This is a genomic window from Streptomyces flavidovirens DSM 40150, from assembly GCF_000429085.1.
GTDB classification, from domain to species: domain Bacteria; phylum Actinomycetota; class Actinomycetes; order Streptomycetales; family Streptomycetaceae; genus Streptomyces; species Streptomyces flavidovirens.
The window spans coordinates 121,545-148,216 of record NZ_AUBE01000017.1; the positions used below are offsets into that span (position 1 = coordinate 121,545).

Below are 26,672 nucleotides of genomic sequence, written 5' to 3' on the forward strand. Positions count from 1 at the left end.
CGGCTTCAGCCCTTCCGCTTCCTGCGCCGGGCGGACGGCACGGTCCGGCCGGCGATCACAGTGCGACGCGACGGCTGCTCCGCCGGAGCGTCCTTGCCGCGGCCGATCGCCCGGCGTACGCCGTACCCGAAGGCGGCGACCTTGACGAGCGGGCCGCCGAAGGTCGATGCGACGGTCGTCGAGAGCGCGGACGCGTTGGAGGTGACTTCCTGGACGTCGGTCGCGATGGCGTCGACCCGGTCGAGCTGGGTCTGCGCCGACCGCACCGTCGCGGAGGCGTCCGCGAGCAGCGGGACGGCCTGCTCGGTCACGTCCGCGACGAGTCTGGTCGTCGCCCTGAGCGTCTGAGCCAGTCTCACCAGCACCACCGCGAGGAATGAGACCAGAATCGCCCAGAAGACGGCCACCAGGATGCCGGCCACCTCTCCACCGGACACTTTGCACCGCTCCCTGCCATCGATAAAAGTCGTCTTGCGAGCCTATCGCGCCGGGGCTCCGGGTCCGTACCGCATTACGGGCTCGGGGAGCGGGAGCTGTCCGGCGTGATTGTACGGAGTGCGTACGGATCGGTACGCTCCGTGTCCTATGCGACGCGCCTCCCCTTCCGGGTCCCACTCCCCTGTTCACGGCGACCTCCCGGCGGAGCTGAATTCCTTCGTCGGGCGCCGCGCCGAACTGGCGGAGCTGGGCCGTCTGCTGGAGGGCTCGCGGCTGGTGACCGTGACCGGTGTCGGCGGCGTCGGCAAGACCCGTTTCGCGCTGCGCACCGGGTGCGACCTGCGGGAGCGGTACCGCGACGGGGTCCGGCTCGCCGAGCTGTCCGCTCTCACGGACCCCGGCCTCATGGAGCACGCGGTCGTCGAGGCGCTGGGCCTGACGGATCACACCAACAAGCCGCCGCGCACGGTGCTGGTGGAGCATCTCGCGGGGCGCCGGCTGCTGCTCGTACTCGACGGTTTCGAGCATCTCGTCGACGCCGTCGCCGGGCTGGCCAGGGAGCTGCTGCGGCGCGCTCCCGGACTTACCGTGCTGGCCACTGGACGGCTTCCGCTGAGCGTCGACGGCGAACAGATCTACCCCCTGCCGCCGATGCCGGACCCGGACGCGGTCCAGCTCTTCGTCGACCGGGCCGCCGCCGGGCAGCCCGGCTTCCGGCTGACGAACGCCAACAGCGCCGCCGTGCACGAGCTGTGCCGTCGCCTGGACGGGATTCCGCTCGCCCTGGAGCTGGCGGCCGGGCGGCTGAGGGCCCTCTCCGTCGAGCACGTGCTCGACCGGCTCGACAACCGTTTCCGCCTGCTGACCGGCTCCACCCGCGGCGCCCTCCCCCGCCACCAGACCCTGCGTACCGCGATCGGCTGGAGCCACGAGCTGTGCACGCCTGAGCAGCGGTTGCTGTGGGCGCGGCTCTCGGTGTTCGCGGGGCCTTTCGATCTGGAAGCGGCCGAGTACGTCTGTGGTGGCCCCGAACTGCCGGACGAGGATGTGCCCGGCGTCCTGGACGTGATCACGGATCTGATCGCGCAGTCCGTCGTGGTCCGCGAGGACACCGCGGCGGGGGTCCGCTACCGGATGCTCGACACCGTCCGGGAGTACGGCGCCGAGTGGCTGGCGGCCATGGGCGACGCGGAGCGCGTGCACCGCAGGCACCGCGACTGGTACCTGGGACTCGCGACCTGGTGCGAGCTGGACTGGTTCAGTCCCCGGCAGGCGGAGGTGGCGGCGCGCGTCGACAGCGAACTGCCCAATCTGCGCCGGGCGATGGAGTACTCGCTGGAGCAACCGCAGGACGTGCATCTCGGCCAGTACCTGGCGGGCACGCTGTGGTTCTACTGGGTGGGCTGCGGTCGCCTGTCGGAGGGGCGGCACTGGCTCGACCGCGTACTGGAGCCGGAGAGCCGGCACGAGGCGCACCGGCTGAAGGCACTGTGGGTGCTCGGCTATGTGGCCGTGCTGCAGGGCGACGCCATCGGGGCGCTCGCCGCCCTCCAGGAGTGCCGCGAGGGTGCCGAGCTCAGCGCGAACGCCCTCGCGACGGCGTACGCCGTGCACCGGTCGGGCTGCCTCGCGCTGGTCTCCGACGACATGCCGCGCGCCGAGGAGCTGCTGCGTGAGGCCCTCGCCCGCTATCAGGAGATCGGGGAGCTCAACAGCAACGTGCTGATGGGGCAGATCGAGCTGGCGATGGCGGTGGCCTTCCGCGGTGATCTGGCGCAGGCCGTCGCGATCTGCGAGGAGGTCACCGAGGTCTGCGAGGACCACGGGGAGCGCTGGGCCCTCGCGTACGCGCTGTACGTCCGGGCCTATGCGGCGCATACGGACGGCCGGCTGGGCCGGGCCCGGGAACTGCTGCTGGAGTGCCTCGCGATCGACCACGCGTTCAACGATCTGCTCGGCGTGGTGCTGGCCCTGGAGCTGCTGGCGCTGGTCACCCTCGACGCCGGCGATCCGGCGGAGGCGGCCGTGCTCCAGGGCGCGGCCGGGCGGATCTGGCCGTCGGTGGGGCTGCCGCTGTTCGGGTCGGCGTACTACAACGCGCCGCACGCGCTGTGCGAGGAGCAGGCGCGCGAGCGGCTCGGCGACGGCCGGTACGAGACGTTCCGGTGCGAGGGCGCCGCGCTCGGCCTGGACGCGGCGGTGGCCAGGGCGCTCGAAGGGCCGCCCAGTCCGGCGCCTGCCCCGCCCCTGCCGCGCGCGGCCTCGGCGACGGCCAGGAGCAGCGCCCCGAACACGCGCGAGCCCGCCGCCCCCCGTTCCGTACGGAACGAGAAGACGACGGGCTGAGGCACTTGCCCGACTACGGCCGCTGGATCAGCGGGCGTAGTACTCGACGACGAGCTGCTCGTCGCAGATGACCGGGATTTCCTTGCGGTTCGGGTCGCGGTCCAGGCGGAAGGCCAGGGCCTTCAGGTTCACCTGGAGGTAGCGCGGCGTCTCACCGTCGGTGTCGTAGCCACCCTCGCGGGCAACCTGGAAGGGGTGCTTCTCGCGGCTGCGCTCGCGGACCATCACGACGTCGTCGGGACGGACACGGAACGACGGCTTGTCGACCTTGCCACCGTTGACCTCGATGTGGCCGTGGACGACCATCTGACGGGCCTGGTAGATCGTGCGGGCGATGCCCGAACGAAGAATGAGGGCGTCGAGGCGGCGCTCGAGCTCGATGACCAGGGCCTCGCCGGTCTTGCCTTCGGCCTTCTTGGCGCGGTCGTAGGCGCGGGCCATCTGCTTCTCGCTGATGTCGTACTGGGCGCGCAGACGCTGCTTCTCGAGCAGACGGACCTTGTAGTCCGAGTTCTGCTTGCGTCCACGGCCGTGCTCGCCCGGCGGGTACGGGCGGGCCTCGAAGTACTTGACAGCCTTGGGCGTCAGCGCGATGCCGAGCGCACGGGACTTCTTGACCTTGGGACGCGACTGGTTAGGCACGTTCTCCAGACCTCCGTTGTAGGTTAGGTTAGGCTCACCTTACTCAAGGAGATCGCATGTCTCGTCCGGGGAACACCAGTCACGTCACGGACAACACAAAGAAGGCCGACATCAAGAGTGTCGACGCGACGGAGGTCCGATCAGATCGTGGTCAGCCGCGTCCCAGCGGACTTGAAATCGCGCGGATGCCGTCAGCAGCCGAGCGCACACGAACTCTCGTACAGAGTACCTCCTCCGCGGTGCTGCTTCTGCCGGGCCCTTTCCCGGTCCGTCCTGAGCAGCTGATGCCCGAGGAGCGGAGCGTGGGCCCCGACGGCGAGGTGCTGCTGGTGTTCCCCGCGGATTCACCGGCCGTACGGGCCGCCACGCACGCACAGGACGACGAGCTGCCCGTGGTGCTGGAGATCACGGATGTCGCGCCGGTCTCGGTGCCCAACCGTATCCGCAGCCGTGCCTGGATCTCCGGCTGGCTCACCTGCGTACGCGGGGTGGCGGAGCCCGGGCGCATGCTGCTGCGGCTGGAGGTCGGCGAGGCGCGGGTGGACGATCTGTGGGGCACGGGAATGGTCGAGCCCGAGGCCTTCGCGTCGGCGGCGGCGGATCCGCTGGTCGAGCACGAGGCCGAGCTGCTCCAGCATCTGCACGCGGCGCACGGCGACCAGATGCGGCAGCTGTGCGCGCTGGCCGGCGACCGGGCGGCGGGAACCCGTGCGGTGCCCGTGGCACTGGACCGCTTCGGACTGCGGGTGCGCTTCAGCGGCGGCGCCGGCCGGCGGGTCTTCGACGCGCGGTTCGACTTCCGCGAACCGGTGCGCGACATCGCCGGGCTGCGCCGCGCCATGTATCAGCTGTTCGAGGCAGCCGCGTCGGGCTGAAGGAACAGACGGGTCAGGGGCGGGCATCGGTCTGACCGCCGTCGCCGCGCAGCCTGCCCCGCACCTTCTCGACGACGTCGGCGTAACGAGCTTCCGCTCCGTAGCGCGTGGGCTCGTAGTAGTGGCGGCCCTGCACGGCGTCCGGGGCGTACTGCTGGGCGGCGATCGCGCCCGGAACGTCGTGCGGATACACATAGCCCTGCGCGTGGCCGAGCTTGGCGGCGCCCTTGTAGTGGCCGTCCCGCAGGTGCGCCGGGACCGGCCCGGCCATGCCCTTGCGTACGTCGGCCTGCGCGGCGAAGATCGCGTTCGTCGCGGCGTTGGACTTGGGCGCGAGGGCCAGCGCGATCGTCGCGTGGCTGAGGGTGAGAGCGGCCTCGGGGAAGCCGATCATGGCCACGGCCTGGGCGGCGGCGACGGCCGTCGGCAGCGCGGTCGGGTCGGCGAGGCCGATGTCCTCGCTGGCCGAGATCATCAGCCGGCGGGCGATGAACCGGGGGTCCTCCCCCGCCTCGATCATGCGGGCCAGGTAGTGCAGCGCCGCGTCGACGTCCGAGCCGCGGATGGACTTGATGAGGGCGCTCGCCACGTCGTAGTGCTGGTCGCCGTCACGGTCGTACTTCACCGCCGCGCGGTCGACCGTCTCCTCGACCGTTTCGAGCGTGATCTCGTCCTCGCCCTTGGAGATGGCCGCTCCTGCGGCCGCTTCCAGCGCGGTGAGCGCGCGCCTGGCGTCGCCGCCCGCGATCCGCAGCAGATGAGCCTCGGCGTCGCCGGAGAGCGTGACCGCCCCGCCGAGACCGCGCTCCTCCGTGAGGGCCCGGTGCACCAGGGAGCGCAGATCGTCGTCGGTCAGCGATTCCAGCGTGAGCAGCAGGGAGCGAGAGAGGAGCGGGGAGATGATCGAGAAGTACGGGTTCTCGGTGGTCGCCGCGATGAGCGTGACCCAGCGGTTCTCGACGGCGGGCAGCAGCGAATCCTGCTGGGCCTTGCTGAAGCGGTGGATCTCGTCGAGGAAGAGGACGGTCTCTTTGCCGTAGCCGCCGGAGGCGCGGCGGGCGCCGTCGATGACGGCCCGCACTTCCTTCACCCCCGCGGTGATCGCGGACAGCTCGACGAACCGCTTCTGGGTGGCCAGGCTGACGACGTAGGCAAGAGTCGTCTTTCCGATGCCGGGCGGCCCCCAGAGGATCACCGATGAGGGCCCGGCGGGCCCGCCGCTGCCCTCCCCGACCAGTCGGCGCAGCGGGGCCCCCGGCTTCAGCAGATGCTGCTGGCCGACGACCTCGTCGAGGGTGCGCGGACGCATCCGTACGGCGAGGGGGCTGCTCGACGGATCCTTGAGCTGGCGGTCTTCGGCGGCTGCGGTGAACAGGTCTGGCTCCACGCAAGAAGCCTATGTCAGCCCACTGACAACGCCGGGGCTCAGCTCGTCCAGAACGTCCACCAGCGGGTCAGGATCAGCATGCCGATGATGCCGGTCCACAGGACCGGCGGCACCCAGTGGAACTCCGTCAGCGCGCTGCGCAGGCCGCTGGGGGCCGGGAGGATCCGGTGCTTGATGTTGTGGGTGGTGACGTAGCAGAACATCACGATCGTGGCGACCCAGGCCAGACAGCACCACAGGCACAGCGAGCCGATGTTGTACAGCGACTGGTACTGAAGCCAGGTGCAGAAGCCGACGCCGAAGAGAGTGCCCGCGTTCAGGCCGAGCCAGAACCAGCGGCGGTAGCGCGCGCCGGCCAGCAGGCCCACGCCGATGGCAACGACCATCGCGTAAGTGACGAGGCCCAGCATCGGGTTGGGGAAGCCGAAGGCCGAGGCCTGCTCGCTCTTCATGATGTTGCCGCACGCGACCACGGGGTTGAGGCTGCATCCCGGCTGGAAGCCCGGGTCCTCCAGGAGCTTGAACTTGTCGATCGTGATGACCCAGGAGGCCAGCAGTCCGGCCAGACCCGTGATCACCAGCAGCAGGGCGAAGGGACGGCCGCTGCCGGTCGTGCCCTGCGGGCCTTCCTGCGCACCGTTGGAGGTGCGGTGGTCTACCGCTGCAGTCGTCATATCGCCGTTCCGTCGCTGAGTGGGCTGCCGGACAGGGCCATTCTGCCGCACCGCCACCCGCGTCCACCGTTCGATGGATATAAGGAGGTGCGCACGAATGTCCCGCCGCGTGCCTTCCGGCAGGGCTGTTGACCGGCGCGAAGGGACGATTCGGGGCATCGGCCCGGCGCGGGAGGCCCCGTACCTGCCGGTCCGGAACCGACCCGGACCGGCAGGGGGAATGCGCACCCACGAAGTTGACCGTACGAGCCCGGCCCTGCGGACGGCTCTCAGGCCAGGCGGCGCCGGAGCTCCGCGGCGACCGCGTCCAGGGCGACCGGAACCTGCTCACCGGTCTCCATGTCCTTGAGCTGGACCTGGCCGTCGGCCAGATCCCGCTCGCCCGCGACGATCGTGTAGCGGGCACCCGAGCGGTTGGCGTTCTTCATGGCGCCCTTGAGGCCCTTGCCGCCGTACGCGAAGTCGGCCGCGACGCCAGCCCTGCGCAGCTCGGTGACCGTACCGAACAGGACGCGGCGCGCCTCCTCGCCGAGCGGCACCGCGTACACGCTGGTGGTGGCGGGCAGGTCGAGCTCGACGCCCTCCGCCTCCAGCGCCAGCACCGTACGGTCGACGCCGAGCGCCCAGCCGACGGACGGCAGCGCGGGGCCGCCGATCATCTCGGACAGGCCGTCGTAGCGGCCGCCGCCGCCCACCGCGGACTGCGAGCCGAGACCGTCGTGGACGAACTCGAACGTCGTGCGCGTGTAGTAGTCGAGGCCGCGCACCAGCTTCTCGTCGTCGTCGTAGGCGACGCCCGCCGCGTTCAGCAGCTCGCGCACCTGCTCGTGGTACGCCTTGCACGCGTCGCACAGGTAGTCGCGCAGCATCGGGGCGCCCACGAGCTGCTTCTGGACCTCGGCGCGCTTGTCGTCGAGCACCCGCAGCGGGTTGATCTCGATGCGGCGGCGGGTGTCCTCGTCCAGTTCGAGATCGCGCAGGAAGCCCTGGAGGGCTTCCCGGTAGACGGGCCGGCACTCCTTGTCGCCCAGCGAGTTCAGCAGGATGCGGAACTGCGACAGGCCCAGCGAGCGGTACGCCTGGTCGGCCAGGATGATCAGCTCGGCGTCGAGCGCCGGGTCCTCCGCGCCGATCGCCTCGGCGCCGACCTGCGAGAAGTGGCGGTAACGGCCCTTCTGGGGCCGCTCGTAGCGGTAGTACGAGCCGGAGTACCAGAGCTTGACCGGCAGGTTGCCGCTCTTGTGCAGGTTGGCTTCCAGGGCGGCGCGCAGTACGGAAGCGGTGCCCTCGGGACGCAGCGCCAGCTTGTCGCCGCCCTTGGTCTCGAAGGCGTACATCTCCTTGGAGACGATGTCGGTGGACTCACCGACACCGCGCGAGAAGAGCGCCACGTCTTCGAAGCCGGGCGTCTCGATGTAGCCGTAACCGGAGTTGCGCAGGGGCGCGGAGATCGCCTCGCGGACCGCCAGGAACTTCGCGGAGTCCGGCGGGATGAGGTCGTACGTGCCCTTGGGGGCCTTGAAGGTGCTCACAGGAAGTCTCGTCACATTCCTCGTCGGGGAGCGGCGGCCAGACCGGTCAGATACGGGTTGGTGGCACGCTCGCGGCCGATGGTCGTCTGGGGGCCGTGGCCGGACAGCACCACGGTCGAGTCGTCGAGCGGCAGGCACACACGGGCCAGCGACTCGAGCATCTCGGCGTGGTCGCCGCCGGGCAGGTCGGTGCGTCCGACGGAGCCGGCGAACAGCAGGTCGCCCGAGAAGAAGACCGACGGGATGTCGGCCTGCTCGGGCATCCTGAAGGTCACCGACCCCTTGGTATGGCCGGGCGCGTGCGAGACGGTGAAGCCGAGGCCCGCCAGCTTCAGCTCCGCGCCGTCGCACAGCTCCTTGACGTCGTCCGGCTCGCCGACGGTCAGCTCGCCCATCAGCGGCATGCCGATCGAGCGGCCGAGAGCCTTCTCGGGGTCGCTCATCATGTACCGGTCGGCGGGGTGGATCCACGCCGGTACGTCGTGCGCTCCGCACACCGGGACGACCGAGGCGACGTGGTCGATGTGGCCGTGGGTGAGGACAACGGCGACGGGCTTCAGCCGATGCTTGGCGAGCGCTTCCTCGACGCCCGCGGTGGCCTGGTGACCCGGGTCGATGATCACGCACTCCTCGCCCGCGGCGGGGGCGACCACGTAACAGTTGGTCCCCCAGGCCCCGGCGGGGAACCCGGCAATAAGCACGATCGTCCTCAATATGTCGTCCGGCGGGAGATGCCGCTGTCGATTGCAGCAGATCAGAGCCTACCGGCGCCGCTCATCGCACAGCGAACCCATATACGGTACGGGCAAGCTCGGCTCGGCCGGACAGCAGTGCGGACAGCAGTGACAGACGAGACGTACGAGGAGAACACCGGTGGTCAGCAGCGATCAGCGGCGGCGCCAGCTCGCCCGGGAAAAGTTCGAACGCCAGCAGCAGCGCCGCGCCGAGAACCGGCGCAAGGCGCGCCGCCGCAACGCCGTGATCGCCTCGGCGCTCGCCGTGGTGCTCGCGGCCGGGGCGGCGGCGTTCGCGACCGGCGCGCTGGGCGGCGACGACAAGGACGACACCGTCGCCGACGCGTCGGCGAGCACCACGCCGTCGAAGGCGCCCGACCCCTGCGAGAAGCCCGCTCCGGGCTCGGTCAAGAAGCTGTCGTACAAGAAGGAGCCGGCGCTCACCGTCGACAAGTCCGCGTCGTACACGATGAAGCTCGACACCACCTGTGGCGACATCACGCTCGGCCTGGACCCGGCGAAGGCCCCGCGCACGGTGAACTCCTTCAACTTCCTTGCCTCGAAGGGCTATTTCGACCACACGAAGTGCCACCGGCTGACGACGAGCGGCATTTACGTGTTGCAGTGCGGCGACCCGACGGGGCAGGGCTCGGGTACGCCCGGCTACAAGCTCCCCGACGAGAACCTGAAGGACCCGAAGCTCAAGGGCGGCGTCTACCCGGCGGGCACGGTCGCGATGGCGAACGCGGGTCCGGGGACCGGCGGCAGCCAGTTCTTCCTCGTGTACCAGGACAGCAAGTTGCCGCCCAGCTACACACCGTTCGGAACCATCAAGGGTGGTCAGGACGTGCTGAAGAAGATCGCTGACGCGGGTGAGGCGACCGGTCAGGGCGACGGGGCGCCCCATGCCACCGTCGTCATCGACAAGGCGACCGTCACCAAGTAAATCCGGAAGTGCGGGATGCGGACAGCCGCCCTGCCGTTCGCCTATGTTGGCGGTGTGCAGGGCGTCTGTGGCCCCGCGAAAGAAACTGTGGACGATGCCCGGGGGTGAACAGCCCCTCGCAGGCGTCATGTGGAGGAGGCGCTGTGAGCAGCGACCCGTGGGGCCGCGTCGATGAGACCGGCACCGTGTACGTGCGTACGGCCGACGGTGAGAAGGTCGTCGGTTCCTGGCAGGCGGGATCTCCAGAGGAGGCCCTGGCCTACTTCGAGCGCAAGTACGAGGGCCTGGTTGTCGAGATCGGCCTCCTCGAACGGCGGGTGAAGACGACCGACCTGTCGGCCAAGGACGCCCATGCCGCGATCGACCACCTGCGCCAGCAGGTCGACGAGCACCACGCCGTCGGTGACCTCGATGCGCTGAGCAAGCGCCTCGACGCGCTGGTGGCGACGGTCGAGGCGCGCCGCGAGGAGCGCAAGGCGGAGAAGGCCAAGCAGACCGACGAGGCGAAGCACGCCAAGGAGGCGCTGGTCGTCGAGGCCGAGGAGCTGGCCCAGAGCGAGCAGTGGCGGGCGGCCGGTGAGCGGCTGCGGGCGCTCGTGGACATCTGGAAGGGCCTGCCGAGGCTCGACCGGAAGTCCGACGACGAGCTGTGGCACCGCTTCTCGCACGCCCGCTCGGCGTTCTCCAAGCGGCGCAAGGCCCACTTCGCCTCGCTGGACGCGCAGCGCGAGGAGGCTCGCAAGGCGAAGGAGAAGCTGGTCGCGGAGGCGGAGAGCCTTTCGGCGTCGACCGACTGGGCCGCTACGGCCGCCCGTTACCGCGACCTGATGGCCGAGTGGAAGGCCGCGGGCCGCGCCCAGCGCGAGGCCGAGGACGGCCTGTGGAACCGCTTCCGCGGCGCCCAGGACGTCTTCTTCGCGGCGCGCAGCGCGGTGTTCGCGGAGCGGGACGCCGAGCAGGCCGAGAACCTCAAGCTCAAGGAGGAGCTCGCGGCCGAGGCCGAGAAGCTGGTGCCGGTGAAGGATCTGAAGGCGGCCAGGGCCGCGTTCCGCTCCATCAACGAGCGCTGGGAGGCCATCGGCCACGTACCGCGCGACGCCCGCCCGAAGGTCGAGGGCCGGATGCACGCGGTGGAGAAGGCGCTCCAGGAGACCGAGGAGAACGAGTGGCGTCGTACGAACCCTGAGGCGCGCGCCCGCGCCGCGGGTCTGACGGGCCAGCTCCAGGACGCCGTCGACAAGCTGCGCGGGCAGGTCGAGGCGGCCCGCGCCGCTGGCAACAACGCCAAGGCCGACAAGCTCGCCCGCGAGCTCGAAGGCCGCCAGGCGCTGCTCGACCAGGCGCTGAAGGGCCTGGAGGAGTTCGGCGGCTGACGCCCCGGCTTACGCGAAAGGGCCCCGGTGCGGATCTCCGTACCGGGGCCCTTTGCTTACGTGCCTTACGGCCGCCGCGCCGAGGTGACGCGGTAGACGTCGTACACGCCCTCCACGCCGCGCACCGCCTTCAGGACGTGCCCCAGGTGCTTGGGGTCGCCCATCTCGAAGGTGAAGCGTGAGGTGGCCACCCGGTCGCGGGACGTCTGGACCGCCGCGGACAGGATGTTGACGTGCTGGTCGGACAGGACGCGGGTGACGTCGGACAGCAGCCGGGACCGGTCCAGCGCCTCCACCTGGATGGCGACCAGGAACACCGACGACTGGGTCGGTGCCCATTCGACGTCGAGGATGCGTTCCGGCTCCTTCGACAGCGAATCGACGTTGACGCAGTCGGCGCGGTGCACCGATACGCCGCTGCCGCGCGTGACGAACCCGATGATGGGGTCGCCGGGTACGGGCGTACAGCAGCGGGCCAGCTTGACCCACACGTCGTCGACGCCCTTGACCACGACACCCGGATCGGCGTTCGAGCGGCGCTTGCCCCGGCCGCGCGACGGCGGTGCGCTCTCGGCGATGTCCTCCGTGGCGGCCTCTTCGCCGCCGAGCGCCTGAACGAGCTTCTGGACGATGCTCTGCGCGGTGACGTGTCCCTCGCCGATCGCCGCGTACAGCGAGGAGATGTCGCTGTAGCGCATCTCGTGCGCGAGCGTGACGAGCGAGTCGCCGGTGAGGATGCGCTGGATCGGCAGGTTCTGCTTGCGCATGGCCCGCGCGATGGCGTCCTTGCCCTGCTCTATGGCCTCGTCGCGGCGCTCCTTGGAGAACCAGGCGCGGATCTTGTTGCGAGCCCGCGGCGACTTGACGAAGCCGAGCCAGTCGCGGGACGGGCCCGCGCCGGCCGCCTTGGAGGTGAAGACCTCCACTAGGTCGCCGTTGTCGAGGGTCGATTCGAGCGGTACGAGCCGCCCGTTGACCCGCGCTCCTATGGTGCGGTGGCCGACCTCGGTGTGGACGGCGTACGCGAAGTCGACGGGTGTGGCGCCGGCCGGCAGCGCTATGACGTCGCCCTTGGGCGTGAAGACGAAGACCTCGTTGCGGGAGAGGTCGAAGCGCAGGGACTCCAGGAACTCGCTGGGGTCCTCGGTCTCCTTCTGCCAGTCCAGGAGCTGGCGCAGCCACGCCATGTCGTTGACGGTGTCCTGGCCGCGTCCGGTGTTCTTGGGTACGTCGGTACGCACCTTGGAGGCGCCGGCGACGGCCTCCTGCTTGTACTTCCAGTGCGCGGCGATGCCGTACTCGGCGCGGCGGTGCATGTCGAACGTGCGGATCTGGAGTTCGACGGGCTTGCCGCTGGGGCCGATGACCGTCGTGTGCAGCGACTGGTACATGTTGAACTTCGGCATCGCGATGTAGTCCTTGAACCGGCCGGGGACCGGGTTCCATCGCGCGTGGACGGTGCCGAGGGCGGCGTAACAGTCGCGGACCGTGTCGACAAGTACACGAATCCCCACCAGGTCGTAGATCTCCGCGAAGTCACGGCCGCGGACGATCATCTTCTGGTAGACGCTGTAGTAGTGCTTCGGCCGGCCGGTGACGGTGGCCTTGATGCGGGCGGCGCGCAGGTCGGACTGGACCTCGTCGGTCACTATGGCGAGGTACTCGTCGCGCTTGGGCGCGCGCTCGGCGACGAGCCGCACGATCTCGTCGTACATCTTGGGGTAGAGGATCGCGAAGGCGAGGTCCTCCAGCTCCCACTTGATGGTGTTCATGCCCAGGCGGTGAGCCAGGGGCGCGTAGATCTCCAGCGTCTCGCGGGCCTTCTTCTCCTGCTTCTCCCGCTTGAGATAGCGCATGGTGCGCATGTTGTGCAGCCGGTCGGCGAGCTTGATGACCAGGACGCGCGGGTCCTTGGCCATGGCGACGACCATCTTGCGTACGGTCTCGGCCTGCGCGGCCTCGCCGAACTTGACCTTGTCGAGCTTGGTGACGCCGTCGACGAGCAACGCGACCTGGTCACCGAAGTCGCGGCGCAGGGTGTCCAGGCCGTACTCCGTGTCCTCGACGGTGTCGTGCAGCAGGCCCGCCATCAGCGTCGCGGGGTCCATGCCGAGTTCGGCGAGGATCGTCGTCACGGCGAGCGGGTGCGTGATGTACGGGTCGCCGCTCTTGCGCTTCTGGCCGCGGTGCCAGCGCTCGGCGACCTGGTAGGCGCGCTCGATCTGGCGCAGCGTCGACGTCTCGATCTTCGGGTCGTTGCTGCGCACGGCCCGCAGGAGCGGTTCGAGGACGGGGTTGTACGGGCTGGAGCGCTGTACGCCCAGTCGGGCGAGCCTGGCCCGTACCCGGTTGGAGGAGCCGCTGCCGGTGCGCGGGGTGGAGCCCTGGACCGGCTTGGGGGCGGACACCGGCGGCGTGGCGGCGCCGGCCCGCTCGGGGGCGGCCTTGGGCTTGCCGGTGGGCTCGGGGTTCCTCGCGGGAGGGCCGCTCTTGGCGGGGGCGCCGCTGCTCGCGGGAGGGTCGCCCTTCGCGGGCGTGGCAGGGTCGCTCTTCGCGGGCGGGGCGGGCCGGCCCGACGGGGGCGTGACCGGGCGCGCCGCGGCCTTGGCGGCCCGCTGCTGCGGGTCGGGCTGCGCGGCTGCGGACTCCCCCGGACGGGAGCTGGGGGAGAGTGGCTGGGCCTCGTCTGGCAAGAGCGCTCCTCGTGCGGGTCCGGGTCCCCCGGTCAGGCCCGGAAAGCCCATGGTAACGATGCCTGGCCTCCGGTTCGCCCCAGGGCCTGATACCTGAGCCAACGCGAAAGGCGGGTCCCCGAATTCCTCGGGGACCCGCCCATCACGTACAGCCGTGCTGGTCAGACCGTGATCAAGGCCTCCAGCGGAGCCCCGTGGAGCGCCGGTTCCAGGCGGCTGCGGCCGCCGAGGAATCCGAGTTCCATGAGGACCGCGACCCCGGCGACCTGCGCGCCCGCCCGCCGGATGAGCTCCAGCGAGGCCTCGGCGGTGCCGCCGGTGGCGAGGACGTCGTCGATGACGATGACGCGGTCGCCGTCGGCCAGGTCCTCGGCGTGGATCTCGATCTCGGCGGTGCCGTACTCCAGCTCGTACGCCTGCTTCAGCGTCGCACCCGGCAGCTTCCCCGCCTTGCGTACGGGGATGAAGCCGAGGCCGGCGCGGACGGCGACCGGCGCGGCCAGGATGAAGCCGCGGGCCTCCAGACCGACGATCTTCGTGGCGCCGGAGCGTACGCACAGCTCCGCGAGGGCGTCCGTCAGCGCCGTGAACGCCACCGGGTCCGCGAGCAGCGGGGTGATGTCCTTGAACATCACGCCGGGCTTCGGATAGTCCGGTACGTCACGGATGCGGCTGATCAGCAGATCCTGCGTGGTTGTCGTCATCGCCGCTTCCCCGAGGGCTTGCCGCGGCCACCGCTGCGGCCACGGGGCTGACCGACGACCGCACCGGCCGGTGCGGCGTCGTCCACGGCCCGGTCCTGCCGCTCGCCGGAGCCGACGGAGCCGTCGGTGTCGTCGGAGTCCGGCCACTCACCCTTGGCCGCCGCGGCCGCCCGCTTCGCGAGCACGCGCTTCTTCAGGGCCTTCATCTGCGGGTCGCGTTCCTTCAGGTCGGCGACGAGCGGAGTGGCGATGAAGATCGAGGAGTACGCACCGGCGGCCAGGCCGACGAAGAGCGACAGCGAGATGTCGTTGAGCATGCCCGCGCCCAGCACACCGCCGCCGATGAACAGCAGGCCCGCCACCGGGAGCAGCGCGACGACGGTGGTGTTGATGGAGCGCACCAGGGTGCCGTTGAGGCTGCGGTTGGCGATCTCGCTGTACGTCCAGCGCGTCTGCTTCGTGATGTCCTTCGACCCCTCCTTGAGACCGTCGAAGACGACGACGGTGTCGTAGAGGGAGTAACCGAGGATCGTCAGCAGACCGATCACGGTGCCGGGTGTGACCTCGAAGCCCACCAGTGCGTACACACCGACGGTGATGGTGAGGTCGTGGACCAGGGCGATGAGGGCGGCCAGGGCCATGCGCCACTCGAAGGCGATGGCGAGGTAGATGACCACCAGCACCATGAAGATCGCGAGGCCGGTCCAGGCCTTGTTGGCGATCTGCTCGCCCCAACTGGGGCCGACCAGCTCGGAGGTGATGTCGTCCGGCGCTACGCCGAGGTCCTTCGCGAGCTCGTCCTTGACCGGGTTGGCGGTGTCGGTGTCCAGACCGCTGATCTGGATGCGCATGCCGCCGTTGCCGAGCTCCTGGACGATCGCCTCGTGCCCGGAGGCCTTTTCGGCGTCCTCCTGGACCTGGGCGACGGAGACACCCGTCTTGGCCGTCGTGAAGACGGCGCCGCCCTCGAACTCGATGCCCATGACCAGACCGCGCACCGCCAGGCCGACGATGGCCGTGATCGTGATCAGGATCGACAGGCCGTACCAGATCTTCCGCTTGCCGACGAAGTCGTAACCGACCTCACCGTTGTAGAGGCGGGCGCCGAGATTGCCGAGTCGGGACATCTCAGGCCTCCTTCGGGTCGATGGGGGCGGTGACGCGACGGGTACGGCGCAGGGGAGGCTGTACGCCGAGCCGCTTGGGGTCCAGGCCGGACCACGGGTGGCCCTGGCCGAAGAACTTCGTACGCGCCAACAGCGTCATCAGCGGCTTGGTGAAGAGGAACACCACGACCACATCGAGCAGGGTGGTCAGGCCGAGCGTGAACGCGAAGCCCTGCACCTTGCCGACGGTCACGACGAACAGCACCGCGGCGGCGAGGAACGACACGAAGTCGGAGACCAGGATGGTGCGCCGGGCACGCGGCCAGGCACGCTCCACGGCGGGCTTGAGCGTGCGGCCCTCGCGGATCTCGTCACGGATGCGTTCGAAGTACACGATGAACGAGTCCGCGGTGATGCCGATGGCAACGATCGCACCACACACCGCGGGGAGGTTCAGCGCGAAGCCGATGCCCGGTCCGAGCAACGTCATGATCGTGTAGGTCAGGATCGCGGAGACGATGAGGCTCACGATCGCGACGAACGCCAGGCCGCGGTAGTACGCCAGCAGGTAGATAACGACCAGCGCGAGACCGATCGCACCGGCGATCAGGCCGGCCTTGAGCTGCTCGCCGCCGAGCGCGGCGGTGACGGTGGTGACGGTCTCCTCGCTGAAGGAGAGCGGCAGCGCGCCGTACGACAGGATGTTGGCCAGGTCCTGGGCGGACTCCTGGGTGAAGCTGCCGGAGATCTCCGCGTTGGCGCTCAGGGTCTCGTTGACGGAGGGCGCCGAGACGACTTCGCCGTCGAGGACGATGGCGAACTGGTTCTGCGGGGGCTGCTGCTGCGAGAGCTTGGCGGTGATCTTCTGGAACTTCTTGGAGCCGCCGTCGGTGAACTCCATGTTCACCTTCCAGCCGCCACCGCGCTGGGTGTCGAGCGTGGCGCTGGCGTCGTCGACGTCCTTGCCGTTGACCTCGGCCGGGCCCAGGATGTACTTCTCCCACTCACCCGCGTTGTTCTTGCCGCAGGCGACCATCGGGTCCTCGGGCTTGACGCCCCGGTTGGCCTGGACCCGGTCGGTCTTCTTGGTGCAGTCCAGAGCCGCGAACTTCTTCTCCAGCGCCGAGATCGCGGGGTCGGGCGACGGCGTGGCCGCCGGCTTGTCGCCCTTGTCCGGGCTCTTGGAGGCACTGCCCGTGGGGGTCGGCGTCGGGTCCTTCTTGAGCCCGTCCGTCACCGCGCGGCCCTGCGTGGTGGCGGTGGCCGTCGGCGTCGCGGGAGGCGTGGACTTGCCGTCCTTGCCGCCCGCGGAGGGCTTCGGGGAGGGAGTGGCGTCGGGCGTCGGCGTACCGGCGGTGTACGTCACGACCGGCCGGAAGTAGAGCTGAGCGGTGGTGCCGACCTGCTCCCGAGCCTGCTTCTCGTTCGTCCCCTTGGGGATGTTGACGATGATGTTCTCTTCGCCCTGAGTCTGGACCTCGGCCTCAGAGACACCCAGACCATTGACACGGCGGTCGATGATGCCGACCGCCGTGTCCATGTTGGTCTTGTTGATGGCGTTCGGCTTGCCCGGCTCGGGCTTCGCCTTGAGCGTGATGCTCGTGCCGCCGGCGAGGTCGATGCCCAGACGCGGTGTGAGCTCACCGGTCGCGAACATCCCGCTGGTGAGCGCGACCATGGCGATCACGATCAGAGCCAGGGCGCGCCCTGGCCTGCCCGGAGCCCCCGCGGGCCTGCGGCCCTTCTTCGGTGCTGCCACCTTCTCGTTTCTCCCTGTCCAACCGCCCCCGCGCCGGGTGAGCGCCAAGGCGGCCACGAAGTATGTGGGGCCCAGCCCCGCGGAAGTCGACACGATCCGGGGACCGGGGTACGCCGGTGGGCGCGCCGCGGTCCCCCTACGTGACTACTTCGCGTCGCTCTCGCCGTCGGTCTTCTTGTCCTTCGGCTCGTCGCCGGCCGCGTCGGCCGCGTCGTGCGCCTTCTCCGCGTCGTCCCCGCCGGCCTTCTTGCCGAGGTCGATACGCGCGACGTCGTCCTCGTCCTTGTCCTTGTCCGCGTCCGCGGTCTCGGTCAGCGAGGAGGCGTCGTCCGGGACGACCGGAGCGTCGATCTTGAGGTCACCGTCGCCGTGGACGATGCGGTTGTACTCCTCGTCGTCGAGGACGGCGCCGATGGAGTTCTTCGCGTAGACGGCGTGCACGCCCGGCGCGACCTCGAGGAGGACCGTGTCGTCGTTGACTTCCTTGACGGTGGCGTACATGCCCCCGATCGTCCGGACGCCGGTGCCGGGCTGCATTTCGTCGCGCATCTGCGCAGCCGCCTGCTGCTTCTTCTTGGCGGACCGGGTCATCAGGAACATGGCCCCGATGAGCACGATGAAGGGGAGGAGTGTCATGAGAGTCACGGGACGGAAATTCCTTCGCACGACCGCGCCGGGGAGCGGCCTGATCTACGGGGGGTGGGCACGCCGACCTGGAAGGGCGGCATCGGCGGAGTCTAAGCGAGTCCGCATCAATGGAACAACGCCCAGCATCGCACCGTGGTTCCTGACAGGGCGACCCTCCGCGCCGTCAGGTCCATCACGTCCCAAAGAGTCCCGTTTGTCCATTTCCTCCGTTACCCTGCCGAGGCGGTACGAGCCCCAGGTGCGCCCAGGCGGCAGGCGTGGCCACCCGGCCCCTCGGCGTACGGGCCAGCAGGCCTTCCCGTACGAGGAAGGGCTCGGCCACCTCTTCGACCGTCTCCCGCTCCTCCCCCACCGCCACCGCGAGCGTGGACAGTCCCACGGGCCCGCCGCCGAACAGCTTGAGCAGCGCGCCGAGCACGGCCCGGTCGAGGCGGTCCAGGCCACGGGCGTCGACCTCGTACACCTTGAGAGCGGCGGCGGCGATGTCACGGTCGATGACGCCGTCGGCCTTGACCTGGGCGTAGTCACGGACGCGGCGCAGCAGGCGGTTGGCGATACGGGGCGTACCGCGGGAGCGTCCGGCGATCTCCGCCGCGCCGTCCACGTCGATCTCCAGGTCGAGGAGCCGGGCGGAGCGGTGGACGACCCGCTCCAGCTCGGCCGGTTCGTAGAACTCCATGTGCCCGGTGAAGCCGAAGCGGTCGCGCAGCGGCGGCGGGAGCAGTCCGGCCCTGGTGGTGGCGCCGACCAGGGTGAAGGGGGGCAGCTCCAGCGGGATGGCGGTGGCGCCGGGCCCCTTGCCGACGATCACGTCGACGCGGAAGTCCTCCATGGCCATGTAGAGCATCTCTTCGGCCGGCCGGGACATCCGGTGGATCTCGTCGAGGAAGAGCACCTCGCCCTCCTGGAGGGAGGAGAGGATCGCGGCGAGGTCTCCGGCGTGCTGGATGGCGGGGCCCGAGGTGATGCGGATGGGGGCGTTCATCTCGGCCGCGATGATCATCGAGAGGGTTGTCTTGCCCAGGCCGGGGGCGCCGGACAGCAGCACGTGGTCGGCGGTGGCGCCGCGCGCGCGGGCCGCCCGCAGGACCAGGTCGAGCTGCTCGCGGACCTTCTCCTGGCCCACGAACTCGTCGAGGTCCTTGGGGCGCAGCGCCGCCTCGACGGCCTGGTCCTCGCCGTCGGAGCCGGAGTCGACCAGCCGCTGGTCGATGTCGGGTCCGGTGTCGTCCCAGTTCATTTACGGATCTCTCGAATCAGCGGGCGCGGTTGAGGGTCTGGAGCGCGGCGCGCAGCAACTGCGGCACGGGCGGCCGGCTGCCCCCGGCGAGGGCCGCCTCGGCCTGCGGGGCCACCGCCGCGACCGCCTCCTCGGCCTCGCGGGACGCGTACCCGAGACCGATGAGCGCGGCCTGGAGCTGCTCGCCCCACGGTGCGGGCCCCGACGCGGCGCGCTGGGCGCCGACGTGGCCGCCGGTGCCGAGCGGCTCCCCCAGACGCCCCTTGAGTTCGAGGAGCAGCTTCTGGGCGCCCTTCTTCCCGATGCCCGGCACGGCGGTGAGCGCCTTCTCGTCACCTGTGGAGACGGCCAGGCGCAGCGCGTCGGGCGAGTGCACGGCGAGCATGGCCTGGGCGAGCCGGGGGCCGACGCCGCTGGCGGTCTGGAGCAGCTCGAAGACCTGCCGCTCGTCGTCGTCGGCGAAGCCGTAGAGGGTCAGCGAGTCCTCGCGTACGACCAGGGAGGTCGCGAGCTTCGCGTCCTGCCCCATGCGGAGCGTGGACAGCGTGTTCGGCGTGCACTGCACGGCCATGCCGATGCCGCCGACCTCGATGACCGCCGTGGTGGGGGCGAGTGCGGCGACCGGGCCGCTGACGAACGCGATCATCGCGTGACCTTCCGTACGGGGATGCGGGGCGCGCGGGCGGCGGCGTGCGCCTGCTGGAGGCGGTTGACCGCGGGGGCGCGCCAGATGTGACAGATGGCGAGCGCGAGGGCGTCGGCGGCGTCGGCCGGTCTGGGCGGTGCGTCCAGCCGCAGCAGCCGGGTCACCATGGCACCGACCTGGTCCTTCTCGGCCCGGCCGTTTCCGGTGACCGCCGCTTTGACCTCACTGGGCGTATGCAGGGCGACGGGCAGCCCGCGCCGCGCCGCGCAGAGCATGGCGACCGCGCTGGCCTGGGCCGTACCCATGACCGTACGGACGTTGTGCTGGCTGAACACCCGCTCCACGGCGACGAATTCGGGCCGGTGCTCGTCGAGCCACGCCTCTATGCCGCGCTCGATGGCGACCAGTCGCTCCCCCAGCTCGGCGTCCGACGGCGTACGGACGACTCCGACCCCGAGCATCCTCAGGGGGCGGCCCGCGGCGCCTTCGACCACGCCGACGCCGCACCGGGTCAGCCCCGGGTCCACGCCCAGTACGCGCATCGCGTCCCTCCCCCTCACTCTTTCGACTGATCAGCACAGTAGCGGCTGGCTCTGACAACGCACGGACGGGCCGCCGGGAGCGTGTCCCGTCGGCCCGTCCGTACGACGTGCTGATCAGCCCTCAGGCCGCGTCGACCTTCTCCATGACCTCGTCGGAGACGTCGAAGTTGGCGAAGACGTTCTGTACGTCGTCGCTGTCCTCCAGCGCGTCGATGAGCTTGAAGATCTTCCGCGCGCCCTCTTCGTCGAGCTCGACCTGCATGGTCGGGACGAAGTTGGCGTCCGCCGAGTCGTAGTCGATGCCGGCCTCCTGGAGCGCGGTGCGGACCGCGACCAGGTCGGTGGCCTCGCTCAGAACCTCGAAGGACTCACCGAGGTCGTTGACCTCCTCGGCGCCCGCGTCGAGCACCGCACCGAGGACGTCGTCCTCGGTGAGCTCGCCCTTGGGGACGACCACGACACCCTTGCGGTTGAAGAGGTACGAGACGGAGCCCGGGTCGGCCATCGAGCCGCCGTTGCGGGTCATGGCGACCCGCACGTCGGAGGCGGCACGGTTGCGGTTGTCGGTGAGGCACTCGATGAGCACCGCGACACCGTTGGGGCCGTAACCCTCGTACATGATGGTCTCGTAGTCGACGCCGCCCGCCTCGAGACCGCCGCCGCGCTTGACCGCGGAGTCGATGTTCTTGTTGGGGACGGAGCTCTTCTTCGCCTTCTGGATGGCGTCGAAGAGAGTCGGGTTGCCGTCGATGTCGGCGCCGCCGGTGCGCGCCGCGACCTCGATGTTCTTGATCAGCTTCGCGAAGAGCTTGCCGCGCTTGGCATCGATCACGGCCTTCTTGTGCTTCGTCGTAGCCCATTTAGAGTGGCCGGACATCCGCCTGTCTCCTTCGCGTCACCAAATACTGCTGCGTTCGGCAGAGATCCTACCGGGATCCCGTCAGCGTACGGCGCGCACCATCTCGGTGAAGAGCCGGTGCACCCGGTGGTCGCCCGTCAGTTCGGGGTGGAACGACGTGGCGAGGGCGTTGCCCTGGCGTACGGCGACGATGTGCCCGTCGTGCTCCGCGAGCACCTCGGCCTGCGCACCGACCGACTCCACCCACGGGGCGCGGATGAAGACGCCCTCGACGGGGCCGTCCTCGATGCCCGCGATCTCGACCTTCGCCTCGAACGACTCGTTCTGGCGCCCGAAGGCGTTGCGGCGCACGATCATGTCGATGCCGCCGAACGTCTCCTGACCCGAGCGCGGGTCCAGGATCTTGTCGGCGAGCATGATCAGGCCGGCGCACGTGCCGTAGACGGGCAGGCCGTCCTTGATGCGCTCGCGCAGCGGCTCCTGCATGCCGAAGAGCACGGCCAGCTTGGACATGGTGGTGGACTCGCCGCCGGGGATGACCAGGCCGTCGAGCTCGGCGAGCTCCTCGGGGCGCCGGACCGGCCTGGCCGTGGCGTCCGCCACGGCCAGGGCGACCAGGTGCTCCCGTACGTCGCCCTGGAGAGCCAGGACGCCGATCACAGGGTTGCTCATGTCCGGCACTACCAGCCGCGGTTGGCGTAGCGCTCGGACTCGGGGAGGGTGTCGCAGTTGATGCCGACCATGGCCTCGCCCAGGTTCCGGGACGCGTCCGCGATGATCTTCGGGTCGTCGTAGAAGGTGGTGGCCTTCACGATCGCGGCGGCGCGGGCGGCCGGGTCGCCGGACTTGAAGATGCCGGAGCCGACGAAGACGCCCTCGGCGCCGAGCTGGCGCATCAGCGCGGCGTCGGCGGGGGTGGCGACACCGCCCGCGGAGAACAGCACCACCGGAAGCTTTCCGAGCTCGGCCACCTCCTTGACGATCTCGTACGGGGCGCGGAGCTCCTTGGCGGCGGCGTACAGCTCGTTGTTGTCGAAGCCGCGCAGCTTGGCGATCTCGTTCTTGATCTGGCGCAGGTGACGCACGGCCTCGACGACGTTGCCGGTGCCGGCCTCGCCCTTCGAGCGGATCATGGCCGCGCCCTCGGCGATACGGCGCAGGGCCTCACCCAGGTTGGTGGCGCCACAGACGAAGGGGGTGGTGAACGCCCACTTGTCGGAGTGGTTGACCTCGTCGGCCGGGGTCAGGACCTCGGACTCGTCGATGTAGTCGACGCCGAGGGACTGCAGGACCTGGGCCTCGACGAAGTGGCCGATGCGGGACTTGGCCATGACCGGGATCGAGACGGCCTCGATGATCTCTTCGATCATGTTCGGGTCGGACATCCGGGCCACGCCGCCGTCCTTGCGGATGTCGGCGGGCACGCGCTCCAGCGCCATGACGGCCACGGCGCCCGCGTCCTCGGCGATCTTCGCCTGCTCGGCGTTGACGACGTCCATGATCACGCCGCCCTTGAGCTGCTCAGCCATGCCGCGCTTCACGCGTGCGGTGCCGGTCTCGGGGGCCTGGAAGTTGCTGGTGCTGGACACGGATGGACCTCACTCGGAGAAAGAAGGTTCTTGCTGCCTTAGAGAGAACATCGCCGGACCAGTCCACTGCAAGGGCCAATGTTCAGCCGGTGGATCGTTTTGCTAGCTGCCGGGGCGGTCGGCCAGTGCCACGGGGGGCTCATCGTCCATCTCGAACGCCAGCGGGAACGGGGCGTGGCCGGCCAGCCGGAACCACCGGACCTTGCGGTGGCGGCGCAGGGCGCGGGCGGCGCGTACGGAGTCGTTGTGGAAGCGCCGGGCCATGGGTACGCGCCGTACCGCCGCCGCGAGCTCCCCCGCGGCGTCCTCACCGCCGGGCGCCTCCTTGACCGCCTCGACCTGCGCCGCCTCCCCGAAAACCGCCCGCAGCGCCTGGCTGAGCTCGCTCTCGGCGACCTCGCGGTGGTCCTCCTCGGCCTGGCGGGCGGCGTGCGCGGCCTGGTACAGCAGGATCGACGCGGCGGGATCGAGCACTCCGGAGGTCGCCAGCTCCTGAGTGACCGAGGCCCGGCGCAGGAGCTGGGCGTCGAGCGCGGCTCGGGAGGCGTCGATACGGGCGTGCAGTCGGTCGAGCCGGCCGGCGGTCCAGCTGAGGTACAGCCCGATCGCGAGGAGGGCTACGACGATCCAGATGAGGGTTACGGTCACGGACGGCCACGTTACCGGGGGGTCGGTGCGGCGTTGTGGGTGCCGGGGGCGGGCCGCTCCGGGGGCGGCGTTCGGGACTGCATGATTTAGCCGCAGCCCAGCGTTCCTTGTACGACGCCCACTCCCTGCGCACAAATCACGCTTTACGTCCCGAACACCACCCCCTGCGCGCCCCGCCCCCTCCCGCCGGTGGCGAAGTGCGGGTGGTTCGCGGGTGGTTCTCGGTTCCGGGCGGAGCAAGTGCCGGGCCCGGCCCGGCCAACCGTTCAGTCTCAGGGCTCTGGGGGGCGGCAACGGCTGTGACCGCACGCCACGACGGCGGGAGGGGGTCGGGGCCGTAGGGAGCGGTGTTCGGGACGTAAAGCGTGATTTGTGGGCTGGACGCCGGGGAGGCTTTCAGGCACCCCGGCACCGCGCCTAAATCATGCAGTCCCGAATGCCGCTCCCGTAGGGCCCGGCCCCCGGCACGTCACAACAAGCCGCTCCCGGGCCCGGCCCCCCGCACGAGCAACAACCCCGGCGTCAGTCCCTCGCCAGCCCGAACCTCGCCCGCAGCCCCGTGCGTTCGTCCGTGTCCACCGACGCCGCGCCGTCCGTCACCGTCTCGTACACCGCCAGGATGTCCGCCGCCACCGTCGACCAGTCGAAGCGCCGTACGTGCGCCGAGCCCCGCAGCCGCAGCTCCACCAGCCGCTCCGGATCCCCCAGCAGCCGTACCGCCGCCGCCGCGAGCGCGTCCGCGTCCTCGTTGGCGAAGAGCTCGCCGGCCGCTCCCTGGTCCAGTACCTGCGCGAACGCGTCGAGGTCGCTCGCCAGCACCGCCGCTCCCGCCGACATCGCCTCGACCAGGATGATGCCGAAGCTCTCGCCGCCGGTGTTCGGCGCGACGTACAGGTCGACACTGCGCAGCAGCCGCGCCTTGTCCTCGTCGCTGACCATGCCGAGGAATTCGACGCGGTCCCGCATCTGCGCCGGCAGCGAGGCCACCGCCTCCTCCTCGTCGCCGCGCCCCGCCACCAGCAGCCGCGTGTCCGGGCGCTCGGCCAGGATCTTCGGGAGGGCGCGCATCAGGACGGGCAGGCCCTTGCGGGGCTCGTCGATGCGGCCGATGAAGCCGATGGTCTGCCCCTGCCACTCCGCCTTCGCGTCCGCCTTGGCGAAGAAGTCGACGTCGACGCCGTTGGGGATGACGACCGCGTCGCCGCCGAGGTGCTCGACGAGCGTGCGCCGCGCGTACTCGCTCACCGCGATACGCGCGCTGATCTTCTCCAGCGCGGGCTGCAGGATCGGGTATGCGGCGATCATCGCGCGCGACTTGGGGTTGGAGGTGTGGAAGGTGGCGACGATCGGCCCCTGCGCCACCCAGCACGCGAGCAGGCCCAGCGAGGGCGAGGTCGGCTCGTGGATGTGGATGACGTCGAACGTGCCGTCGTGCAGCCACCGCCGTACCCGTGCGGCGGAGAGGAACCCGAAGTTCAGGCGGGCGACCGAGCCGTTGTACGGCACCGGGACGGCCCGGCCCGCGGACACGACGTACGGCGGCAGCGGCGTCTCGTCGTCGGCCGGCGCCAGGACCGACACCTCGTGCCCGAGCCCGATCAGATGCTCGGCCAGGTCCCGGATGTGGAACTGGACGCCGCCCGGCACGTCCCACGAGTACGGGCAGACAATGCCGATCTTCACGAGGTCTCCTGACGCGGCTCGAGGTCGTCGAGCCACAGCCGTTGCAGCATGTGCCAGTCCTCCGGGTGCTCGGCGATACCGGTGGCGAAGGCATCCGCCAGCGCCTGCGTCATGACCGACGTCTTCTCGGCGCGCGTACCCGTCTCCGGTACGTCGACGGGCGGGTGGACCCGCCCCCGCATCACCGGCGAGTCGTCATACCAGAGCGTCACCGGCAGCAGCAGCGCCCCAGTCTGCTGCGCCAGCAGCGCGGGCCCGCTGGGCATCCGCGCCGTGTCGCCGAAGAACTTCACCTCGGTGCCCGAGGCGGACAGGTCCCGGTCGGCGACCAGGCAGACGAGGCCACCGGCCCGCAGCCGCCGCGCCAGCGTCCCGAAGGCGCTGCCGCCCTCGTGCGGCAGGACCTCCATCCCGAGGCCCTCCCGGTACGCGACGAACCGGTCGTACAGCGTCTCGGGCTTGAGCCGCTCGGCGACGGTGGTGAACGGGACTTCCAGCTTGGTGGTGACCCAGGCGCCCGCGAGATCCCAGTTGGCCAGGTGCGGCAGCGCGACGATGACGCCGCGCCCGGTGGCGAGGGTGTCGGTCAGGCGCTCTATGCCCTGGACCTCTATGCCGTTCCTGATGCGCTCCGGGCTCCACGCGGGCAGCCGGAAGGATTCCATCCAGTAGCGCATGTACGAGCGCATCCCGGCCCTGGACAGCTCGGCGAGACGCTCGGGGCCGGCGTCCGGGACGACGCGGGCGAGGTTGGACTCCAGGCGCAGCACACTCACGCCGCGCCGCTTCCAGACGGTGTCCGCGATCCTGCGCCCGAGGGCGACGGCCACCGGTTCGGGCAGCTTCTTGACGGTGGCCCAGCCGAGGCCGTACAGGCTGTCCGTCAGCCGTTCCCTGGCGCCGCTCACGACGTGGCCTCACTCCCCGGCGCGGTGGCGGCGTCCGCCTCCGCCGCTTCCCTGCGTACGGTCACGACCCGCTGCCCCAGGGTCACCAGGCTGCCGACGGCCACGGCCCACAGGGCGATGGGCAGCAGTACGCCGATGCCCGGTACCCCGAAGCCGTGCAGTCCGGCGAGACCGGCGGCGACGAGCGTGATCACGAGCCGTTCGGCGCGCTCCACCAGGCCGTTGACCGCGACGGGCAGGCCGATCGATTCGCCCCGCGCCTTCGTGTACGAGACGACCTGGCCGCTGGCGAGGCAGAAGATGGCGACGGCGCACAGCACGTTGTCGTTGCCGGTGCCCGCGTACCAGAGCGCGATCCCGCCGAAGACCGCCGAGTCGGCGACGCGGTCGAGCGTCGAGTCCAGGAAGGCGCCCCAGCGGCTGAACACCCCCGCCTGCCTCGCCATATTGCCGTCGACGAGGTCGGAGAAGACGAAGAGCGTGATGACGATCGTGCCCCAGAAGAACTCTCCACGGGGGAAGAAGACCAGCGCACCCGCCATCACTCCGGCCGTACCGATGAGCGTCACCGCGTCGGGGCTCACCCCGCGACGGAGGAGAAACGCGGCGAACGGTGTGAGGACACGCGTAAAGAATGCACGCGCGTACTTGTTCAGCATGGCCTTCCCGAGGGTCGGTGCGCCGTGCGGCCCCTATGGCT

25 protein-coding genes are annotated in these 26,672 nt (G+C 70.3%); 4 read left to right on the forward strand and 21 right to left on the reverse strand.

Features of this window, described 5'->3' with window-relative positions; translation table 11 throughout:
* Positions 1-5: 5 nt before the first annotated feature.
* The gene (locus G412_RS0122670; RefSeq protein WP_028814089.1) at positions 6-437 is read right to left on the reverse strand and encodes a DUF948 domain-containing protein; all 432 of its coding nucleotides are present in this window, start codon (positions 435-437) and stop codon (positions 6-8) included.
* Between the two features lie 148 nt (positions 438-585).
* Between G412_RS0122670 and G412_RS35595 the strand changes: the two genes are divergently transcribed.
* Positions 586-2,784: an ATP-binding protein gene (locus G412_RS35595; RefSeq protein WP_051338548.1), complete on the forward strand. Its 2,199-nt coding sequence runs from the start codon at positions 586-588 to the stop codon at positions 2,782-2,784.
* Positions 2,785-2,811: 27 nt separating this feature from the next.
* Here the strand turns inward: G412_RS35595 and rpsD are convergent, their stop codons facing one another.
* Positions 2,812-3,426, reverse strand: coding sequence for a 30S ribosomal protein S4 (gene rpsD, locus G412_RS0122680; RefSeq protein ID WP_028814090.1), 615 nt, complete (start codon positions 3,424-3,426; stop codon positions 2,812-2,814).
* Between the two features lie 185 nt (positions 3,427-3,611).
* Here rpsD and G412_RS0122685 point away from each other — a divergent pair, with 185 nt between their 5' ends.
* On the forward strand, positions 3,612-4,301 hold the full coding sequence (locus G412_RS0122685; protein ID WP_028814091.1) for a DUF2470 domain-containing protein: 690 nt from the start codon (positions 3,612-3,614) through the stop codon (positions 4,299-4,301).
* A 13-nt stretch (positions 4,302-4,314) separates the two neighbouring features.
* On the opposite strand, the gene G412_RS0122690 is transcribed toward G412_RS0122685, so the two are convergent.
* The 4 genes from G412_RS0122690 to G412_RS0122705 all read right to left on the reverse strand — a co-directional run bounded on the left by G412_RS0122690 (position 4,315) and on the right by G412_RS0122705 (position 8,595).
* Positions 4,315-5,688, reverse strand: a complete 1,374-nt coding sequence (locus G412_RS0122690) for a replication-associated recombination protein A (protein WP_028814092.1) — start codon at positions 5,686-5,688, stop codon at positions 4,315-4,317.
* 38 nt (positions 5,689-5,726) lie between these two features.
* Positions 5,727-6,362 carry a vitamin K epoxide reductase family protein gene (locus G412_RS0122695; protein ID WP_028814093.1) on the reverse strand — a complete coding sequence of 212 codons (636 nt, stop codon included), beginning with the start codon at positions 6,360-6,362 and terminating at the stop codon, positions 5,727-5,729.
* A gap of 269 nt (positions 6,363-6,631) precedes the next feature.
* Positions 6,632-7,894: a histidine--tRNA ligase gene (gene hisS / locus G412_RS0122700; protein WP_028814094.1), complete on the reverse strand. Its 1,263-nt coding sequence runs from the start codon at positions 7,892-7,894 to the stop codon at positions 6,632-6,634.
* An 11-nt stretch (positions 7,895-7,905) separates the two neighbouring features.
* On the reverse strand, positions 7,906-8,595 hold the full coding sequence (locus tag G412_RS0122705; protein WP_028814095.1) for an MBL fold metallo-hydrolase: 690 nt from the start codon (positions 8,593-8,595) through the stop codon (positions 7,906-7,908).
* A 172-nt stretch (positions 8,596-8,767) separates the two neighbouring features.
* Between G412_RS0122705 and G412_RS0122710 the strand changes: the two genes are divergently transcribed.
* The gene (locus tag G412_RS0122710) at positions 8,768-9,574 is read left to right on the forward strand and encodes a peptidylprolyl isomerase (RefSeq protein ID WP_028814096.1); all 807 of its coding nucleotides are present in this window, start codon (positions 8,768-8,770) and stop codon (positions 9,572-9,574) included.
* A gap of 143 nt (positions 9,575-9,717) precedes the next feature.
* On the forward strand, positions 9,718-10,947 hold the full coding sequence (locus tag G412_RS0122715; RefSeq protein ID WP_028814097.1) for a DUF349 domain-containing protein: 1,230 nt from the start codon (positions 9,718-9,720) through the stop codon (positions 10,945-10,947).
* 65 nt (positions 10,948-11,012) lie between these two features.
* Here G412_RS0122715 and G412_RS0122720 read toward each other — a convergent pair whose 3' ends face one another.
* The 15 genes from G412_RS0122720 to pgsA form a co-directional block, all read right to left on the reverse strand.
* Positions 11,013-13,640, reverse strand: a complete 2,628-nt coding sequence (locus G412_RS0122720) for a RelA/SpoT family protein (RefSeq protein ID WP_028814098.1) — start codon at positions 13,638-13,640, stop codon at positions 11,013-11,015.
* A 161-nt stretch (positions 13,641-13,801) separates the two neighbouring features.
* Entirely contained in the window at positions 13,802-14,344 is a 543-nt protein-coding gene (locus G412_RS0122725) for an adenine phosphoribosyltransferase (RefSeq protein WP_028814099.1), read from the reverse strand.
* Positions 14,341-15,471 carry a protein translocase subunit SecF gene (gene secF / locus G412_RS0122730; protein ID WP_028814100.1) on the reverse strand — a complete coding sequence of 377 codons (1,131 nt, stop codon included), beginning with the start codon at positions 15,469-15,471 and terminating at the stop codon, positions 14,341-14,343. The genes G412_RS0122725 and secF overlap by 4 nt, the downstream gene beginning before the upstream one ends.
* Position 15,472: 1 nt before the next feature.
* Positions 15,473-17,209: a protein translocase subunit SecD gene (gene secD, locus G412_RS0122735; RefSeq protein WP_028814101.1), complete on the reverse strand. Its 1,737-nt coding sequence runs from the start codon at positions 17,207-17,209 to the stop codon at positions 15,473-15,475.
* A 144-nt stretch (positions 17,210-17,353) separates the two neighbouring features.
* Complete coding sequence (gene yajC, locus G412_RS0122740) at positions 17,354-17,854, reverse strand: preprotein translocase subunit YajC (protein ID WP_028814102.1); 501 nt, start codon at positions 17,852-17,854, stop codon at positions 17,354-17,356.
* Between the two features lie 175 nt (positions 17,855-18,029).
* Entirely contained in the window at positions 18,030-19,097 is a 1,068-nt protein-coding gene (ruvB, locus tag G412_RS0122745; protein ID WP_028814103.1) for a Holliday junction branch migration DNA helicase RuvB, read from the reverse strand.
* A gap of 16 nt (positions 19,098-19,113) precedes the next feature.
* Positions 19,114-19,743 (reverse strand): Holliday junction branch migration protein RuvA, encoded by a 630-nt coding sequence (ruvA, locus tag G412_RS0122750; RefSeq protein WP_028814104.1) that lies wholly within the window; start codon positions 19,741-19,743, stop codon positions 19,114-19,116.
* Entirely contained in the window at positions 19,740-20,285 is a 546-nt protein-coding gene (ruvC, locus tag G412_RS0122755; RefSeq protein ID WP_028814105.1) for a crossover junction endodeoxyribonuclease RuvC, read from the reverse strand. The genes ruvA and ruvC overlap by 4 nt, the downstream gene beginning before the upstream one ends.
* A 121-nt stretch (positions 20,286-20,406) precedes the next feature.
* Complete coding sequence (locus tag G412_RS0122760) at positions 20,407-21,162, reverse strand: YebC/PmpR family DNA-binding transcriptional regulator (protein WP_028814106.1); 756 nt, start codon at positions 21,160-21,162, stop codon at positions 20,407-20,409.
* Positions 21,163-21,225: 63 nt separating this feature from the next.
* Positions 21,226-21,816: a pyridoxal 5'-phosphate synthase glutaminase subunit PdxT gene (pdxT, locus tag G412_RS0122765; RefSeq protein ID WP_028814107.1), complete on the reverse strand. Its 591-nt coding sequence runs from the start codon at positions 21,814-21,816 to the stop codon at positions 21,226-21,228.
* Between the two features lie 8 nt (positions 21,817-21,824).
* Positions 21,825-22,733 (reverse strand): pyridoxal 5'-phosphate synthase lyase subunit PdxS, encoded by a 909-nt coding sequence (gene pdxS, locus G412_RS0122770; RefSeq protein WP_028814108.1) that lies wholly within the window; start codon positions 22,731-22,733, stop codon positions 21,825-21,827.
* A 102-nt stretch (positions 22,734-22,835) separates the two neighbouring features.
* Positions 22,836-23,381, reverse strand: a complete 546-nt coding sequence (locus G412_RS0122775; RefSeq protein ID WP_028814109.1) for a membrane protein — start codon at positions 23,379-23,381, stop codon at positions 22,836-22,838.
* A 522-nt stretch (positions 23,382-23,903) separates the two neighbouring features.
* Positions 23,904-25,064: a glycosyltransferase family 4 protein gene (locus G412_RS0122780; RefSeq protein WP_028814110.1), complete on the reverse strand. Its 1,161-nt coding sequence runs from the start codon at positions 25,062-25,064 to the stop codon at positions 23,904-23,906.
* Positions 25,061-25,972: a phosphatidylinositol mannoside acyltransferase gene (locus G412_RS0122785; RefSeq protein ID WP_028814111.1), complete on the reverse strand. Its 912-nt coding sequence runs from the start codon at positions 25,970-25,972 to the stop codon at positions 25,061-25,063. The genes G412_RS0122780 and G412_RS0122785 overlap by 4 nt, the downstream gene beginning before the upstream one ends.
* Positions 25,969-26,631 carry a phosphatidylinositol phosphate synthase gene (gene pgsA / locus G412_RS0122790; protein WP_028814112.1) on the reverse strand — a complete coding sequence of 221 codons (663 nt, stop codon included), beginning with the start codon at positions 26,629-26,631 and terminating at the stop codon, positions 25,969-25,971. The genes G412_RS0122785 and pgsA overlap by 4 nt, the downstream gene beginning before the upstream one ends.
* Positions 26,632-26,672: the final 41 nt, after the last annotated feature.

Coding starts and splice junctions, on each gene's coding strand:
- G412_RS0122685 (WP_028814091.1), top strand. CDS start 3,612: ATGCCGTCAGCAGCCGAGCGCACACGAACTCTCGTACAGAGTACCTCC.
- pgsA (WP_028814112.1), bottom strand. CDS start 26,631: ATGCTGAACAAGTACGCGCGTGCATTCTTTACGCGTGTCCTCACACCG.
- pdxT (WP_028814107.1), bottom strand. CDS start 21,816: ATGAGCAACCCTGTGATCGGCGTCCTGGCTCTCCAGGGCGACGTACGG.
- ruvB (WP_028814103.1), bottom strand. CDS start 19,097: ATGAACTGGGACGACACCGGACCCGACATCGACCAGCGGCTGGTCGAC.
- ruvC (WP_028814105.1), bottom strand. CDS start 20,285: ATGCGCGTACTGGGCGTGGACCCGGGGCTGACCCGGTGCGGCGTCGGC.
- secF (WP_028814100.1), bottom strand. CDS start 15,471: ATGTCCCGACTCGGCAATCTCGGCGCCCGCCTCTACAACGGTGAGGTC.
- G412_RS35595 (WP_051338548.1), top strand. CDS start 586: ATGCGACGCGCCTCCCCTTCCGGGTCCCACTCCCCTGTTCACGGCGAC.
- G412_RS0122760 (WP_028814106.1), bottom strand. CDS start 21,162: ATGTCCGGCCACTCTAAATGGGCTACGACGAAGCACAAGAAGGCCGTG.
- G412_RS0122725 (WP_028814099.1), bottom strand. CDS start 14,344: ATGACGACAACCACGCAGGATCTGCTGATCAGCCGCATCCGTGACGTA.
- G412_RS0122695 (WP_028814093.1), bottom strand. CDS start 6,362: ATGACGACTGCAGCGGTAGACCACCGCACCTCCAACGGTGCGCAGGAA.
- ruvA (WP_028814104.1), bottom strand. CDS start 19,743: ATGATCGCGTTCGTCAGCGGCCCGGTCGCCGCACTCGCCCCCACCACG.